The sequence below is a fragment of the Marinobacter sp. genome (assembly GCF_052094685.1).
Classification (GTDB): Bacteria; Pseudomonadota; Gammaproteobacteria; order Pseudomonadales; family Oleiphilaceae; genus Marinobacter.
The window spans coordinates 13,101-24,430 of record NZ_JBQDKB010000029.1 but is presented as its reverse complement, the minus strand read 5'-3'; the positions used below and the strand labels follow the sequence as shown (position 1 = coordinate 24,430).

Here is an 11,330-nt window from a genome sequence, read left to right as displayed (position 1 = left end):
CAATCGCGGCAATGCTTTTCCACGGAACGTCGCGGTAATTGCCTTTCCAGTAATCCCGAATCATCGAGAACATTAGCTTGATATCGGCGCTGAACCGGTTCAGCTTGCCACTACTCTTAACCTTTTCTTCTATGGCTCTCTGTCGTTCTAATAGCGCTTCCAAGTCAGCACGATTTACCTTTTCTGCTTCGGCATCTAACTGCGTTTGTGCGTTCTTCTCGCTGAAAAGCGCCATAAACAAGTGTCCTCTTTTGAGTAAGGGTAGCCAACCGTAATAATGTCACGAAAGGTATCAGTCTGCCGCATCAACTACGTGCAATCCAAGAGCCTATTCGGCAGATCCGCATTGTGGTGCTGGCAAGCCTGCGCCGTTGTTCAATGTTACAGTAGCCTCCATCAGGCCGACAAAGGCCGTGCCAACCCGGATTGTAGGAGACGCAAGATGATTAAATCCCGTGCCGCAGTGGCTTTTGAGGCTAACAAGCCGCTGGAGATTGTAGAAGTGGATGTTGCACCGCCCCAGGCTGGTGAAGTTCTCGTTCGCATCGTGGCCACGGGTGTGTGCCATACCGATGCGTTTACCCTCTCTGGCGCCGATCCTGAAGGCCTGTTTCCCACTGTTCTGGGCCACGAAGGCGGTGGAATTGTGGAAGCCTTGGGTGACGGTGTGACCGGCTTGGAAATTGGCGATCACGTCATTCCGCTTTATACCGCAGAGTGCGGCAAGTGCAAATTCTGTACCTCTGGCAAAACCAACCTGTGCGGCTCTGTGCGTGAAACCCAGGGTAAGGGTGTGATGCCAGATGGCACATCCCGGTTCTCGTACAAAGGCGAACCTCTGTATCACTACATGGGCTGTTCTACCTTCTCTGAATACACGGTATTGCCTGAAGTTTCTTTGGCCAAAATTCCCAAAGAGGCACCTTTGGATAAGGTGTGCCTGCTGGGTTGTGGCGTAACCACTGGCATTGGTGCGGTGCTAAACACAGCGAAGGTTGAAGAAGGCGCAACCGTTGCTATCTTTGGCTTGGGTGGCATTGGTCTGGCGGCGATTATTGGCGCCAAAATGGCGAAAGCTGGCCGCATTATCGCGGTCGATATAAACCCGGGTAAATTCGAGATTGCACAGCAGCTTGGCGCTACGGATGTGGTTAACCCGAAAGACCACGACAAGCCGATTCAAGAAGTCATCGTGGACATGACCGATGGCGGCGTGGATTACTCTTTCGAGTGTGTGGGCAACGTTGAATTGATGCGTTCAGCGCTTGAGTGCTGTCACAAGGGCTGGGGTGAGTCCATCATCATTGGCGTTGCCGGTGCAGGCCAGGAAATCAGCACCCGCCCATTCCAGTTGGTTACCGGTCGAGTCTGGAAAGGCTCTGCGTTCGGTGGCGTAAAAGGCCGTACAGAACTGCCGGGCTATGTGGAAAAAGCGGAGAAGGGCGAGATTCCCTTGGATGTGTTCATTACCCACGAAATGCCGCTGGAAGACATCAACAAGGCGTTTGATTTGATGCATGAAGGCAAGAGCATCCGCACGGTGATTCACTTCTAAAGCTGTTTGTTAACGCCCCTGGAGCATGAAGGTTTCATACTCCAGGCGGTCAAACTTGCGAGACAGTAAGGCCAGCCCGATAACAGACGATATAAATGTGGCCCCGGCGTAGCCATAACCGTAAAAGCTGGCGCCAAGCTCTATCGTCACGAACGTAAAAATAAGGTTGCTGGCAAAAAAGATTACGCACAGAGACACGTTGATGTGGCGGGAGTCTAGGTAAAACAGCACGTTCTGAATGGCTAGAAGAATAAGCTGCAAGCTCACGGATACCAGATCGATATAGAACATCGGCAGGTACAGTGTGGATATCCCAATGGCTGACAACAAATCCTCGCCCCAAATAAACAGGATAATCAGCGTAAAGCTCTGAACCTTACAGATTTCATAAATGCCGTTACGTGCAACGCGCACCATCTCATCACGAAATTCGTTGATACGGGCCAGCGTGTCGCCCTCCCGCACCGCCGTGTAAAAGCGGTCGTAAGCTTCGGAAAAATCTGTGACCGGCGGGTAAAGTCGAAACCCACGGGGCTGTCGCTGGGGTATTGCCGGACAATGGTGAACAGGAAACTGAACAACAGCAGGCCGTTGCTGGAAATTCTGCAAACCGCGTTTAACCAGGCCGGTATTCCTACCATGGTTTCAGAGCATATTCGCTATGAGTTATGGCGAAAGTTGGTGATCAATAATGGTGTTAACCCACTCTCGGCGCTTACCGGGCTGGATACCCAAAGCCTGACCCATCACCCGGAATTCAGCCTCATTGTGTATGGCATGATGGCGGAGGCGGCGGCAGCTTCGAAGGCCGATGGCCTGGATCTTGGCAAGGAAGATGTCGACGAAATGTTTGGGCTGATCAGCAGCTTTAAGGCGATCAAAACGTCCATGTTGGTTGATAAGGAAAAGGGTCGCCCCCTGGAGCTGGATAGCATTGCAGGGGCCGTACTTCGTCGGTCAAGAATGCTGGGCATTGGCGCCCCTTATACGGCTACGGTGAGCGCCCTTCTGGAACACGGACTAGGTTAGCGATCCGTAAGTTTTATTTCGATGCGCCGGTTGGCCTGTAGCGCTTTCGAGGTTGTGCCTTCCGCAACCGGGGAAAACTCGCCAAATCCCGCCGCTGCCATGCGTTTTTGTGGCACACTCTGGCCGGCCAAGTAGCGCACAACTGCCACGGCGCGGGCTGTGGAAAGCTCCCAGTTGGAAGGGAACTGCGGCGTATTGATGGGGATCAGGTCGGTGTGGCCGTCAATGCGCAGGATCCAATCAAGATCTGCGGGGATAGTTTCCACCACATCAAGCAGAACCCCGGCCAGCTTGTTGAGTTCGCGCTTGCCCTCGGCGCCTAGCTGGGCGGATCCTGAAGCGAACAGTAGCTCGGAGGGCAGCAGAAAACGGTCACCCACAATTCGGATGTTCTCATTGGCCGCGAGAATATTACGCAGCCGCGAGAAGAACTCAGATTGGTACTGTTCCAGCTGGTTCACCCGTTCAGCCAGTAGCGTATTCAAGCGCTTACTGACATTCTCCAGCTCGCCTTCTTTGTCTGCTGTCATTTCTTTTTGCAGGTCTAGAGCTGCGGCTATCTGCCGTAGCTGTTCCTGAAGCGATGCAATCCGGTTTGATAACCGCAAAATCATGTTTTGCTGGCTGGTGGAAAGCTCGTCTTTGTCATCCAGCTCCTGGTTCATGTTCGCCAGCCTTTCAGTTCTGGCTTCGGCATCGGCTGTCTGTCGCATTAACTGGTTGCGGGAGGCGTCTAGCCGAACTTGCAAATCTTCGTTCTGAGCCAAACTGTCGCTGAGATTGTCCTGAACAGAGAGCATCTGCTGCTCCAGAGCTTCTGTTTTGCCCTGCTCCAGGCCCAGTAATTCCGATATTTCGTTTAGTCGTTGATTCAGGCTAGCCAACTCTGAATTGCGATCAGACAGCGTTTGCGAAAGATAAAGCTGGCTCACTACATAAACCAGCAACATGAAAATCACCAGCATCAGCAAGGCGGAGAGGGCGTCGACATACCCTGGCCAAACATTGATGCTGCTGCGGTTTCGGCGTCTGGATCCGCTCATGGTTGAGGGGCGTCGTTGTTGAATGGATCCACCAGGGTGGTAACACCCGTAAGCCACTCTTCCAGGCCGTCATAAAACCGATTCTGGGCATGGCCGGCTTGGATATCCAAAAAGCCCAATATGAGCGAGCCACCAAGGCCGAACAGTGACGAGCTGAATGCCGTGCCCATGCCCTGCAAAGGCGTTAGCAGGCCGGCTTGGAGATCGGCAAATACTTTGCCGAAATCCCCCTGGCCCATATCCAGGTTGGTAATCACCGCGCCAACCGCATTGATGGTGCCCAGCAAACCCCAAAAGGTGCCCAGCAGGCCAAGAAAAACCAGCAGGCTGATGAAGTAGCGGGTGATCTCCCGCTGCTCATCCATCCGTGAGTGAATGCCGTCAAGTACCGTGCGCAGCGACAAGGTTGAGAGTTTGAAGCGGTCTCGCTTGGACTCTTCGCCCAGCTGTCGGGCCAAGGGTTTCAGCAGGCGGGGTTCCTGTACCACGGAAAGGCCAGAGTGACCGGTGCGAAACTGAGCAATCCAGCGCATCTCCGGAAACAGAACGAACACCTGGCGATAGGCAAGGCCGACACCCACGATCAGCACGCCAACAATCATTAGGTTGAAAACCCAGTTGGCCATAAAAGCCGACATGAGGGGCTTGTGGATCAATACGCCAACAATTGCGACAACCGCGAGAAAGAAGGTCATCCAGAAAAGGGTGTGTTTTGGGTTACTCATGAAAAAGCCAGCCTTTTGAGATGTTCTTCAAAACGTTAGCACAGACTGGCGAATCTTGATGCCTAATTGGCAGGAGATAATGTGAGAGAGTTCCCCGGCAAGGCAGTCTGCCAAGCCGGAGCAGACATGACAAATTTCAGTTTTGCTGAAGCGCCTGAATCACCGCCTTGGCGGCCCCCTCAGATGAGGCTGGATTTTGGCCGGTAATCAGCTTGCCATCCACAACAATGTGTGGTGCCCAGTCGTCACCTTTGGAGTAGGTTGCGGTGTTTTCCTTTAGCATGTCCTCAAGCAGGAAGGGTACGACCGTTGCGAGACCAGCCGCTTCCTCTTCACTGTTACTGAAACCTGTGACTTGGCGGCCGCCAACCAGATTTTGGCCTGGCTTGATTTCAACATTTTTGAACACAGCGGGCGCGTGGCAGACAGCACCAATGACCTTGTCCTGCTCGTAGGCGACTTTGATCAGAGCCACAGATTTGTCGTCGTTAACTAGATCCCATAGCGGGCCATGGCCGCCCGGGTAGAAAATGGCGTCAAACCCATTCATATCAACATCGCCCAACTTTTTTGTGCTGGCGAGGGCTTCTTTGGCGTGGGCATCTGCTTGAAAGCGATGAGTTGTTTCCGTAAGGGCCTCTTCGGCTTCACTGTTAGGATCGACGGGTGGCTTTCCACCCTTTGGCGATGCGATGGTAACGTCTGCACCCGCGTCGCGGAATACGTAGTAGGGGGCGGTGAATTCTTCCAGCCAGAAGCCGGTTTTGTCGCCAGTATCGCCCATCTGATCGTGAGAAGTGAGAATCATGAGGATCTTCATAGTGCCTGTCCTTTTCTTTGAGAAGTGAGAGTCACCTGTTTTTCAGACCTGATACTGTCTCTTGTGCTGTTAACGTATTAATTCAACCATTGTGTTAAGCATCTTTTGCGCCGCCAGGCCGGGCAAAGGCTAAGAAGCGTCTATACTGCGTACAGTTCATTGCCGGCGTTTGATCTTAAGAGGCGAAAGATAATGCGAGTATTAGTTGCCGTTTTGCTTGCGGCGATAACGCTATCTGCGGGTGCGCAGCAGGGTACGGAAACCGTTCCTGCTTTGACGGTTGCGGTGGGCGCTAATCATGCGCCACCGTATCGGATTATTGACGGCGGCCCGGCCACAGGTCTTTACGTAGAAATTTTCGAGGAGATTACGAACCGACTGGGTTGGAAAACTCATTATCGGGAGGCCCCTTTTCGAAGAGTGCTGAAGATGGTTCAGCAGGGCGAAGTGGATATCATGCTTGGAGTTCTCAAGACCCCGGACAGAGATGACGATATGACGTTTGTCACGCCGGCCTTTCCATCGGATCGCAGGTTGTTTTTGTATATGGACAATTCTAACCGTATTGAGCGCTACGCAGATCTTTACGGCAAAACCATAGGTGTGCTTGAGAGCTATAGTTACTTCAAGCGATTCGATAACGATGGGCAGTTGCGTAAAGAGTCTGCACCCAGGTATGAGAACCTGATGCTAATGATGGAGCAGGGCCGGGTAGACGTCGTTGTAGCGCCTGAGCTTATAGGACTTTATGTATTGGAACAGCTCGGGTTAAAGGCGGATGTGTCCCCGTTTTTCGTGCCCGGTGAGCGCCCCTGGATTGCCGTTGCCAAGACCTCGCCAGTGTTGGAGTATTCCGATGACATACGCGCTGCGCTAAAGCTGATAGAAACAGAGGGTATATACGAAGATTTGGTATTGAAGTACATGGATCAGTACGCTCAATGAGTTGTGGCGGCAAGCTGGGAGGCGCTTTCCCCTCGGCCATAACATACATGCCCGGAAACAGGATGGTCCTTCACTTGTCAGTCTCCATAAAACAGGCTTTTGCCACAGCAGCCAGGTTTTTTACGGTACTGCTGGCACTGATGGTTTTTTGCGAACCCGGAATCGCGGCGTCTTCGTGCAAAACGCTGACCGTGAGTGGCAACCCCGAGTACCCACCTCTGCTTTGGGAAGACCCCCGCAATCCGGAGCATCTAACGGGGGCTGCTACAGCCTTACTGAAGGAAATTCTCGAACCCCTTGGAGTGACTCTGGATGTTCAGAGTCTTGGCTCTTGGGCACGGGTTCAGCGCCTCGCCAGAGTCGGCGAGCTAGACATGATTGCAGGCGCGTTTATTACCTCAGAGCGTATCCAGTACATGGATTATCTGTTACCGCCTTTTACCCATCTTGCAGCGTCTGTTTGGGTGCCCAAAGATCAGGGGTTTGAGTATCGCCACTGGCCAGATTTAAAGGGCAGGCGCGGAAGCACCCTTATTAACAACAGTTTTGGGCAGGGATTTGACCGCTATGCTGAAAAAAATCTGCAGATAGTCAACGTGAGGACGATAGAGCAGTCCTTTGAAATGGCCCTTGTTGGGCGTGTTGATTATGTTCTGTATGAGCGAATGCAAGGGCAGGTTAAGCTTGAGCGCTTGGGGCTGGCAGAAAAATTTGTAGCCTTGGAGGTGCCTGTCAGCAACGAAGGGCTATTTTTCACTTTCTCCAAGAACTCGCAATGCAACACATTCGAATTCCGTGAGCGCATTGCAGACCGCTTGTATACACTGATCAGTTCGGGCCGCTTAGACGAACTAATCAATGAATATGCAGCCCGCTACATGTCTCTTCGGCCATAGCGCCTTAAAGATAATTTCCCCAACCAGTTAGAGAGTTTTATCAGCATGGCAATCTGGACGGTTAAACCGGATCTTGAGTACATGGCCAAAGCCAGTGCTAACACAGCAGTCAGCCACATGGGCATTGAGTACACTGAAATAGGTGATGATTTCGTGAGCGGCCGTATGCCGGTTGATGAACGCACGGTTCAGCCTTTTGGCATCCTCCACGGTGGCTCATCTGTGGTGTTGGCTGAAACGCTAGGCAGCATGGCCGCTAACTGCTGCCTGAAGGACCCGAATACTGTTGCAGTAGGGCTAGATATTAACGCTAACCACATCCGTCCCGCCACGAAAGGCTGGGTGTACGGAACGGCCAAACCTATCCATATTGGTAGTGCAACTCAGGTATGGGAGATCCGTATAGAAAACGAAGTGGGAAAACTCACCTGCATTTCTCGCCTGACCATGGCGGTTACACGGCGCTCTTAATCGCGATTACTCGAACGATGGAAGATCCGGTTTGGCGATAGGCTTGCCGGCTTCCTGCCAGGCGTCAAACCCGCCTTCAATCGATTGTACGTGCAGGTAACCCATTTCCTGCAGGGCTTTCGTACTTAGTGCTGCGCGGCCTGACGTTTTGCAGTAGACCACGATTTTCATGTCCCGGTTTGCCAGCGCTGGGTCGTTGCTGAATTTGAACTCCAGCAGGCCCCGGGAAATGTTTGTGGCATGGGGAATATGGCTTTGCCGATACTCGTCTCCTTCACGAACATCCAGTAGCAAGTCCGCAGCCTGAATTGCGCTATCCGCTTCTTGCAGAGAAATTTCCTGAATATGCTGCCTGGCTTCGGCGACAAAATCCTGTGCTGTTTTCATAACCGGCTCTCCGTACTATGTAAGTGTCTTGGGGGTAAGTGTCTCGTGGGTGACTCAAGAATGTTCTGCCAGATTAAGACATATTGCCCAAGGTCGTCATCCGTTGGGTGTGTTAAATTCAGTGCCACCGTGTAATAAGGAAGCTATTGATATGGCCGAGCAGGAAACCAGTAAAGGCGTTGCATACGGCCTGTGCGCATACATTATGTGGGGGTGTTTCCCGCTTTACTTCGTTTTGTTCGAAGGCGTGCCCGCTTGGGAGGTGGTGACTCACCGGGTGCTTTGGTCCTGCGTGTTTCTGGCGATTATTATCACTTTTTTGAAACGCTGGCAGCCGGTTAAAACCGCGCTGGCTCGCCCCAAAAAGCTCGGATTTGTTCTCGGCTGTGCAGTGCTTATTGCGGTGAACTGGGGGGTGTATATATACGCCGTGGAAAGTCGCCAAGTGCTGCAGGCCAGTCTGGGCTACTTCCTGACACCGCTGGTGAACGTGGGGCTGGGCATGTTGGTGCTCAAAGAAAGTATCTCCCGGCTGCAGATTGTGGCGGTGGTACTGGCGACCATTGCTATTCTTTACCAGTTGTTTCTTCTGGGAGTGGTGCCTTGGATTACGCTGGTACTGGCCTTCAGTTTCGGAACCTATGGGCTGCTCCGCAAGCAGGTCGCCCTGGATGGGCTTTCCGGCCTGTTTGTGGAAACGCTGCTCTTGCTGCCCGTGGCTCTTCTGACTCTGGCCGCTCTAAATTACGCGGGGGCGTCTCATTTTGCGACTGATACAGGCACCATGCTTTTGCTGCTTTCCAGCGGGATTGTCACCGCTGTTCCTCTGTTATTCTTTGCCGGCGCTGCCCGCAGATTGCGCCTGTCGACTGTTGGCTTTCTTATGTACATCAACCCCACCATCCAGTTTTTTATTGCATTGTGGGTGTTCGGCGAACCACTGAGCACTGAAAAGCTGGTGAGTTTTATAATGATCTGGGTAGCTCTGGGGCTCTATTCCTGGTCCGCCTGGTCGGAACACGGCAAGCCGGCCCCCGCGTAAAGCTTACGCTACTGATTCGAGATATTGCTCCAGCTCACTGGCCAGCCATCCCACCACGGCGCCACCTTGTGCCTGTTCAGATTCCAACGCGCTGAAGACTTTCCACCATTTGGCGCTGCGGTGGTGAATAACCTTAAGTGAGCCCTGGGTTAGAGCATCAGCTATTAAGGGCAGCGGAAGATCTGCCCAGCCGGCACCGTCAATCACCGCATCTCGAATCAGTTCGTATTGAGTAAACGCCAAATAATTGGCCGTTTCCGGAGATTCGGCTTCCAGCCGGTCGTTCTGCATAAACGCCAGAGTGACCTCTGTGTAGCTGATGAGGTCGTCCTGAGTAACCCGGCTTAGTTGGCTCAGCGGATGATCTGGCGCAGCGACCGTTAACATGCGTACATCGGCAAGCTCTCGGAACCATTGGTAACCCTCGCTCAGCAGCTCTGGCATCAAGCCGTAGGCTACGTCGACGGACTGGCTTTTAACCAGTCGTGGTAGCTCACGGGGTGTTGCCAACCAAACAGACAGGCTGGTTTGTGGGAACCGGATTTTGAGTCGGCGCAGGAGGTCGCGCCACACAGGTTCTGGAATGGCGTCGTCCCTGGCTATCCGCAAAACCGATTCGGCGCCGCTGAGGTGATGCTGGCAGCGCGCATAGATCTGCCCGGCTACCTGATCAAATCGCCGGCAATCTGTCACTATGGCGTGGCCAATAGTGGTTAGCTGAAGCTGATTGCCGCTGCGCTCAAACAATGCTACGCCAAGCTGATCTTCCAAAGCCGCCAGTGCAGTGCTTATGGTCGTGCGGCTTCGGTTTAGTTCCCGTGCTGCGGCTGCAATGGTGCCGTTCCGTACCACCGCAAGAAATACTTTAATTTGTGACGTTTTCAATAGATTGCTCCTATAGCGACGGGTTTTTCGTCGGCCACCGACTCACGCTGTATAGATGTATGACGATAATATGCCGGTAATTCATGGGAGATCAAAATGTTGAAGTCTATAGCGCGGGAAAATATGGCGCTGAGTTTGTCTGCGGTTGCAGCTGCCCTGTTCGCTGTGGCTGGTATTACCTGGGGTTTATGGATTGATTCGCTGGTTATTCTGTTTGATGGCGCCTACTCGCTGGTAAGCCTGCTGTTGTCGCTGTTGTCGTTGTATGCAGCGCGGGTTGTTCGCCGCCCCGCCAGTGCCGAGTATCCATTTGGCCGTGGCGCTGTTGAGCCTTTGGTGATTGCGGTAAAAGGGCTGGTGATCACTCTTGTGTGCATACTGTCTTTGGCTTCCGCTATTGCCGCTTTGCTTGAGGGTGGGCGAGCAGTAAGTGCAGACAAGGCGCTTATATTTGCTGCTGTGAGTGTTGTCGGTTGTGTTGCTGTGTGGTTGTACCTGAAATGGGCCGAGCGCGGAGAGCCTTCTGGTTTGATTGTTGCTGAACAGAGTCAGTGGTTCATGGACTCGGTACTTAGTGCTGCGGTGCTGATTGGGTTTGGTGTTGCTTGGTGGCTGGAGCAGGGCATTTGGTCTTCGTGGGCAGTTTATGCAGATCCTATTATGATGATTGGTATTTCGGCTTACTTCATATTGGTACCCGTAAAAATGACCGTTGGTGCGGTGCGTGAGCTGATGTTGGCCGCGCCTCCAGCGGAGTTCGTGGACGAAATTCACGAAGCGTTGAGTTCTGTGGGTATTGTTCCGGAACAGGTGAAAATGGCCAAGGTTGGTCCGAACCTAATGATGGAAATCAGCCTGCCGGCGAATTGGCCAGGTCGGGTTGAACGATTGAAAAGGAATTTGCTCCGGCATCTGGCAGGGCTTCCAGTGCGCCCCGCGATTTTCATACGCAGCCTGGTCAGTTAACTTAGGCTGTATGAAGCAGCCGATTATTGGATATCACAAAGATGAAGAAGACCACTGGGTCGCCCGCCTGGCCTGTGGTCACAACCAGCATGTCCGCCATACGCCGCCTTGGGTTAACAGACCTTGGGTAACGACTGAAGAGGGACGGCGCTCCATGCTCGGCTTCGAACTAGGTTGCCGCAAGTGTGACGAGGGAGCTGAGCCTGATTTTTGATCGGGCAATCGGTTAATTATATTCAAGAGACTTCGGGTGTTGCCGATAGTGTATAGAGACAACGCCTTCCCGAGGATCATGCCATCATGAATTATCTGAACAATCTGCGTATACGAACCCGCTTACTTTTGGCTGTGCTGATTCCCGTACTCTTTACCGCGGCTACTGTCGCCTGGATTTCTGTCAGTCAGATTCAGACCAATGGGGAGGCAGAGCTAGAACGTCTTGAATCAAGCCTTCTGGAGGCTCGAAAAGCTGGGTTGAAGAACCTGATTGATGCGGCGAAATCGGTTGTGCTGGAGGCAAAAGACAACCCTGGGTTCTCCGAGGACGAAGCCAAGGCTGCCGCTTC

General features: G+C 52.8%; 14 protein-coding genes and 2 pseudogenes. 9 read left to right on the top strand and 7 right to left on the bottom strand.

The annotated features are described in order from the left end of the window. Window positions 1-235 (bottom strand): annotated as a pseudogene (locus ACTH3S_RS08010) (YkvA family protein); the annotation flags it as partial. A 207-nt stretch (window positions 236-442) separates the two neighbouring features. Between ACTH3S_RS08010 and ACTH3S_RS08005 the strand changes: the two are divergent. Beyond that, complete coding sequence (locus ACTH3S_RS08005) at window positions 443-1,555, top strand: S-(hydroxymethyl)glutathione dehydrogenase/class III alcohol dehydrogenase (RefSeq protein ID WP_441808489.1); 1,113 nt, start codon at window positions 443-445, stop codon at window positions 1,553-1,555. A gap of 9 nt (window positions 1,556-1,564) precedes the next feature. On the opposite strand, the gene pelG is transcribed toward ACTH3S_RS08005, so the two are convergent. After that, window positions 1,565-2,164 (bottom strand): exopolysaccharide Pel transporter PelG, encoded by a 600-nt coding sequence (gene pelG / locus ACTH3S_RS08000; protein ID WP_441808488.1) that lies wholly within the window; start codon window positions 2,162-2,164, stop codon window positions 1,565-1,567. Between the two features lie 30 nt (window positions 2,165-2,194). On the opposite strand from pelG, the gene ACTH3S_RS07995 reads away from it, so the two are divergent. After that, entirely contained in the window at window positions 2,195-2,584 is a 390-nt protein-coding gene (locus ACTH3S_RS07995; protein WP_441808487.1) for a ketopantoate reductase family protein, read from the top strand. Here ACTH3S_RS07995 and ACTH3S_RS07990 read toward each other — a convergent pair. The 3 genes from ACTH3S_RS07990 to ACTH3S_RS07980 all read right to left on the bottom strand — a co-directional run bounded on the left by ACTH3S_RS07990 (window position 2,581) and on the right by ACTH3S_RS07980 (window position 5,172). Then, window positions 2,581-3,627, bottom strand: coding sequence for a peptidoglycan -binding protein (locus ACTH3S_RS07990; RefSeq protein WP_441808486.1), 1,047 nt, complete (start codon window positions 3,625-3,627; stop codon window positions 2,581-2,583). The genes ACTH3S_RS07995 and ACTH3S_RS07990 overlap by 4 nt on opposite strands. Beyond that, window positions 3,624-4,352, bottom strand: a complete 729-nt coding sequence (locus ACTH3S_RS07985; protein ID WP_441808485.1) for a MotA/TolQ/ExbB proton channel family protein — start codon at window positions 4,350-4,352, stop codon at window positions 3,624-3,626. The genes ACTH3S_RS07990 and ACTH3S_RS07985 overlap by 4 nt, the downstream gene beginning before the upstream one ends. A 136-nt stretch (window positions 4,353-4,488) precedes the next feature. Further along, window positions 4,489-5,172 carry a type 1 glutamine amidotransferase domain-containing protein gene (locus ACTH3S_RS07980; RefSeq protein ID WP_441808484.1) on the bottom strand — a complete coding sequence of 228 codons (684 nt, stop codon included), beginning with the start codon at window positions 5,170-5,172 and terminating at the stop codon, window positions 4,489-4,491. 192 nt (window positions 5,173-5,364) lie between these two features. Here ACTH3S_RS07980 and ACTH3S_RS07975 point away from each other — a divergent pair, with 192 nt between their 5' ends. From ACTH3S_RS07975 to ACTH3S_RS07965, 3 genes are all read left to right on the top strand, one after another. Next, window positions 5,365-6,117 carry a substrate-binding periplasmic protein gene (locus ACTH3S_RS07975; RefSeq protein WP_441808483.1) on the top strand — a complete coding sequence of 251 codons (753 nt, stop codon included), beginning with the start codon at window positions 5,365-5,367 and terminating at the stop codon, window positions 6,115-6,117. 74 nt (window positions 6,118-6,191) lie between these two features. Then, on the top strand, window positions 6,192-7,013 hold the full coding sequence (locus ACTH3S_RS07970; protein WP_441808482.1) for a substrate-binding periplasmic protein: 822 nt from the start codon (window positions 6,192-6,194) through the stop codon (window positions 7,011-7,013). 45 nt (window positions 7,014-7,058) lie between these two features. Beyond that, window positions 7,059-7,484, top strand: a complete 426-nt coding sequence (locus tag ACTH3S_RS07965; protein ID WP_441808481.1) for a hotdog fold thioesterase — start codon at window positions 7,059-7,061, stop codon at window positions 7,482-7,484. A 6-nt stretch (window positions 7,485-7,490) separates the two neighbouring features. Here ACTH3S_RS07965 and ACTH3S_RS07960 read toward each other — a convergent pair whose 3' ends face one another. Then, window positions 7,491-7,871, bottom strand: a complete 381-nt coding sequence (locus ACTH3S_RS07960; RefSeq protein WP_441808480.1) for a rhodanese-like domain-containing protein — start codon at window positions 7,869-7,871, stop codon at window positions 7,491-7,493. A 151-nt stretch (window positions 7,872-8,022) separates the two neighbouring features. Between ACTH3S_RS07960 and rarD the strand changes: the two genes are divergently transcribed. After that, window positions 8,023-8,913, top strand: a complete 891-nt coding sequence (gene rarD / locus ACTH3S_RS07955) for an EamA family transporter RarD (RefSeq protein ID WP_441808479.1) — start codon at window positions 8,023-8,025, stop codon at window positions 8,911-8,913. A gap of 3 nt (window positions 8,914-8,916) precedes the next feature. Here rarD and ACTH3S_RS07950 read toward each other — a convergent pair whose 3' ends face one another. Continuing rightward, entirely contained in the window at window positions 8,917-9,798 is an 882-nt protein-coding gene (locus ACTH3S_RS07950; RefSeq protein ID WP_441808478.1) for a LysR family transcriptional regulator, read from the bottom strand. Window positions 9,799-9,894: 96 nt separating this feature from the next. On the opposite strand from ACTH3S_RS07950, the gene ACTH3S_RS07945 reads away from it, so the two are divergent. The 3 genes and pseudogenes from ACTH3S_RS07945 to ACTH3S_RS07935 all read left to right on the top strand — a co-directional run. Continuing rightward, entirely contained in the window at window positions 9,895-10,764 is an 870-nt protein-coding gene (locus tag ACTH3S_RS07945; RefSeq protein ID WP_441808477.1) for a cation diffusion facilitator family transporter, read from the top strand. 10 nt (window positions 10,765-10,774) lie between these two features. Then, window positions 10,775-10,978, top strand: coding sequence for a DUF3565 domain-containing protein (locus ACTH3S_RS07940; RefSeq protein WP_441808476.1), 204 nt, complete (start codon window positions 10,775-10,777; stop codon window positions 10,976-10,978). Window positions 10,979-11,064: 86 nt separating this feature from the next. After that, window positions 11,065-11,330 (top strand): annotated as a pseudogene (locus tag ACTH3S_RS07935) (methyl-accepting chemotaxis protein); the annotation flags it as partial.

Bases quoted from the DNA above. Each gene is read 5' to 3' on its own strand.
- ACTH3S_RS08005 (WP_441808489.1), top strand. From the start codon at position 443: ATGATTAAATCCCGTGCCGCAGTGGCTTTTGAGGCTAACAAGCCGCTG.
- ACTH3S_RS07995 (WP_441808487.1), top strand. From the start codon at position 2,195: ATGGTTTCAGAGCATATTCGCTATGAGTTATGGCGAAAGTTGGTGATC.
- ACTH3S_RS07990 (WP_441808486.1), bottom strand. From the start codon at position 3,627: ATGAGCGGATCCAGACGCCGAAACCGCAGCAGCATCAATGTTTGGCCA.
- ACTH3S_RS07985 (WP_441808485.1), bottom strand. From the start codon at position 4,352: ATGAGTAACCCAAAACACACCCTTTTCTGGATGACCTTCTTTCTCGCG.
- ACTH3S_RS07980 (WP_441808484.1), bottom strand. From the start codon at position 5,172: ATGAAGATCCTCATGATTCTCACTTCTCACGATCAGATGGGCGATACT.
- ACTH3S_RS07975 (WP_441808483.1), top strand. From the start codon at position 5,365: ATGCGAGTATTAGTTGCCGTTTTGCTTGCGGCGATAACGCTATCTGCG.
- ACTH3S_RS07965 (WP_441808481.1), top strand. From the start codon at position 7,059: ATGGCAATCTGGACGGTTAAACCGGATCTTGAGTACATGGCCAAAGCC.
- ACTH3S_RS07960 (WP_441808480.1), bottom strand. From the start codon at position 7,871: ATGAAAACAGCACAGGATTTTGTCGCCGAAGCCAGGCAGCATATTCAG.
- rarD (WP_441808479.1), top strand. From the start codon at position 8,023: ATGGCCGAGCAGGAAACCAGTAAAGGCGTTGCATACGGCCTGTGCGCA.
- ACTH3S_RS07945 (WP_441808477.1), top strand. From the start codon at position 9,895: ATGTTGAAGTCTATAGCGCGGGAAAATATGGCGCTGAGTTTGTCTGCG.
- ACTH3S_RS07940 (WP_441808476.1), top strand. From the start codon at position 10,775: ATGAAGCAGCCGATTATTGGATATCACAAAGATGAAGAAGACCACTGG.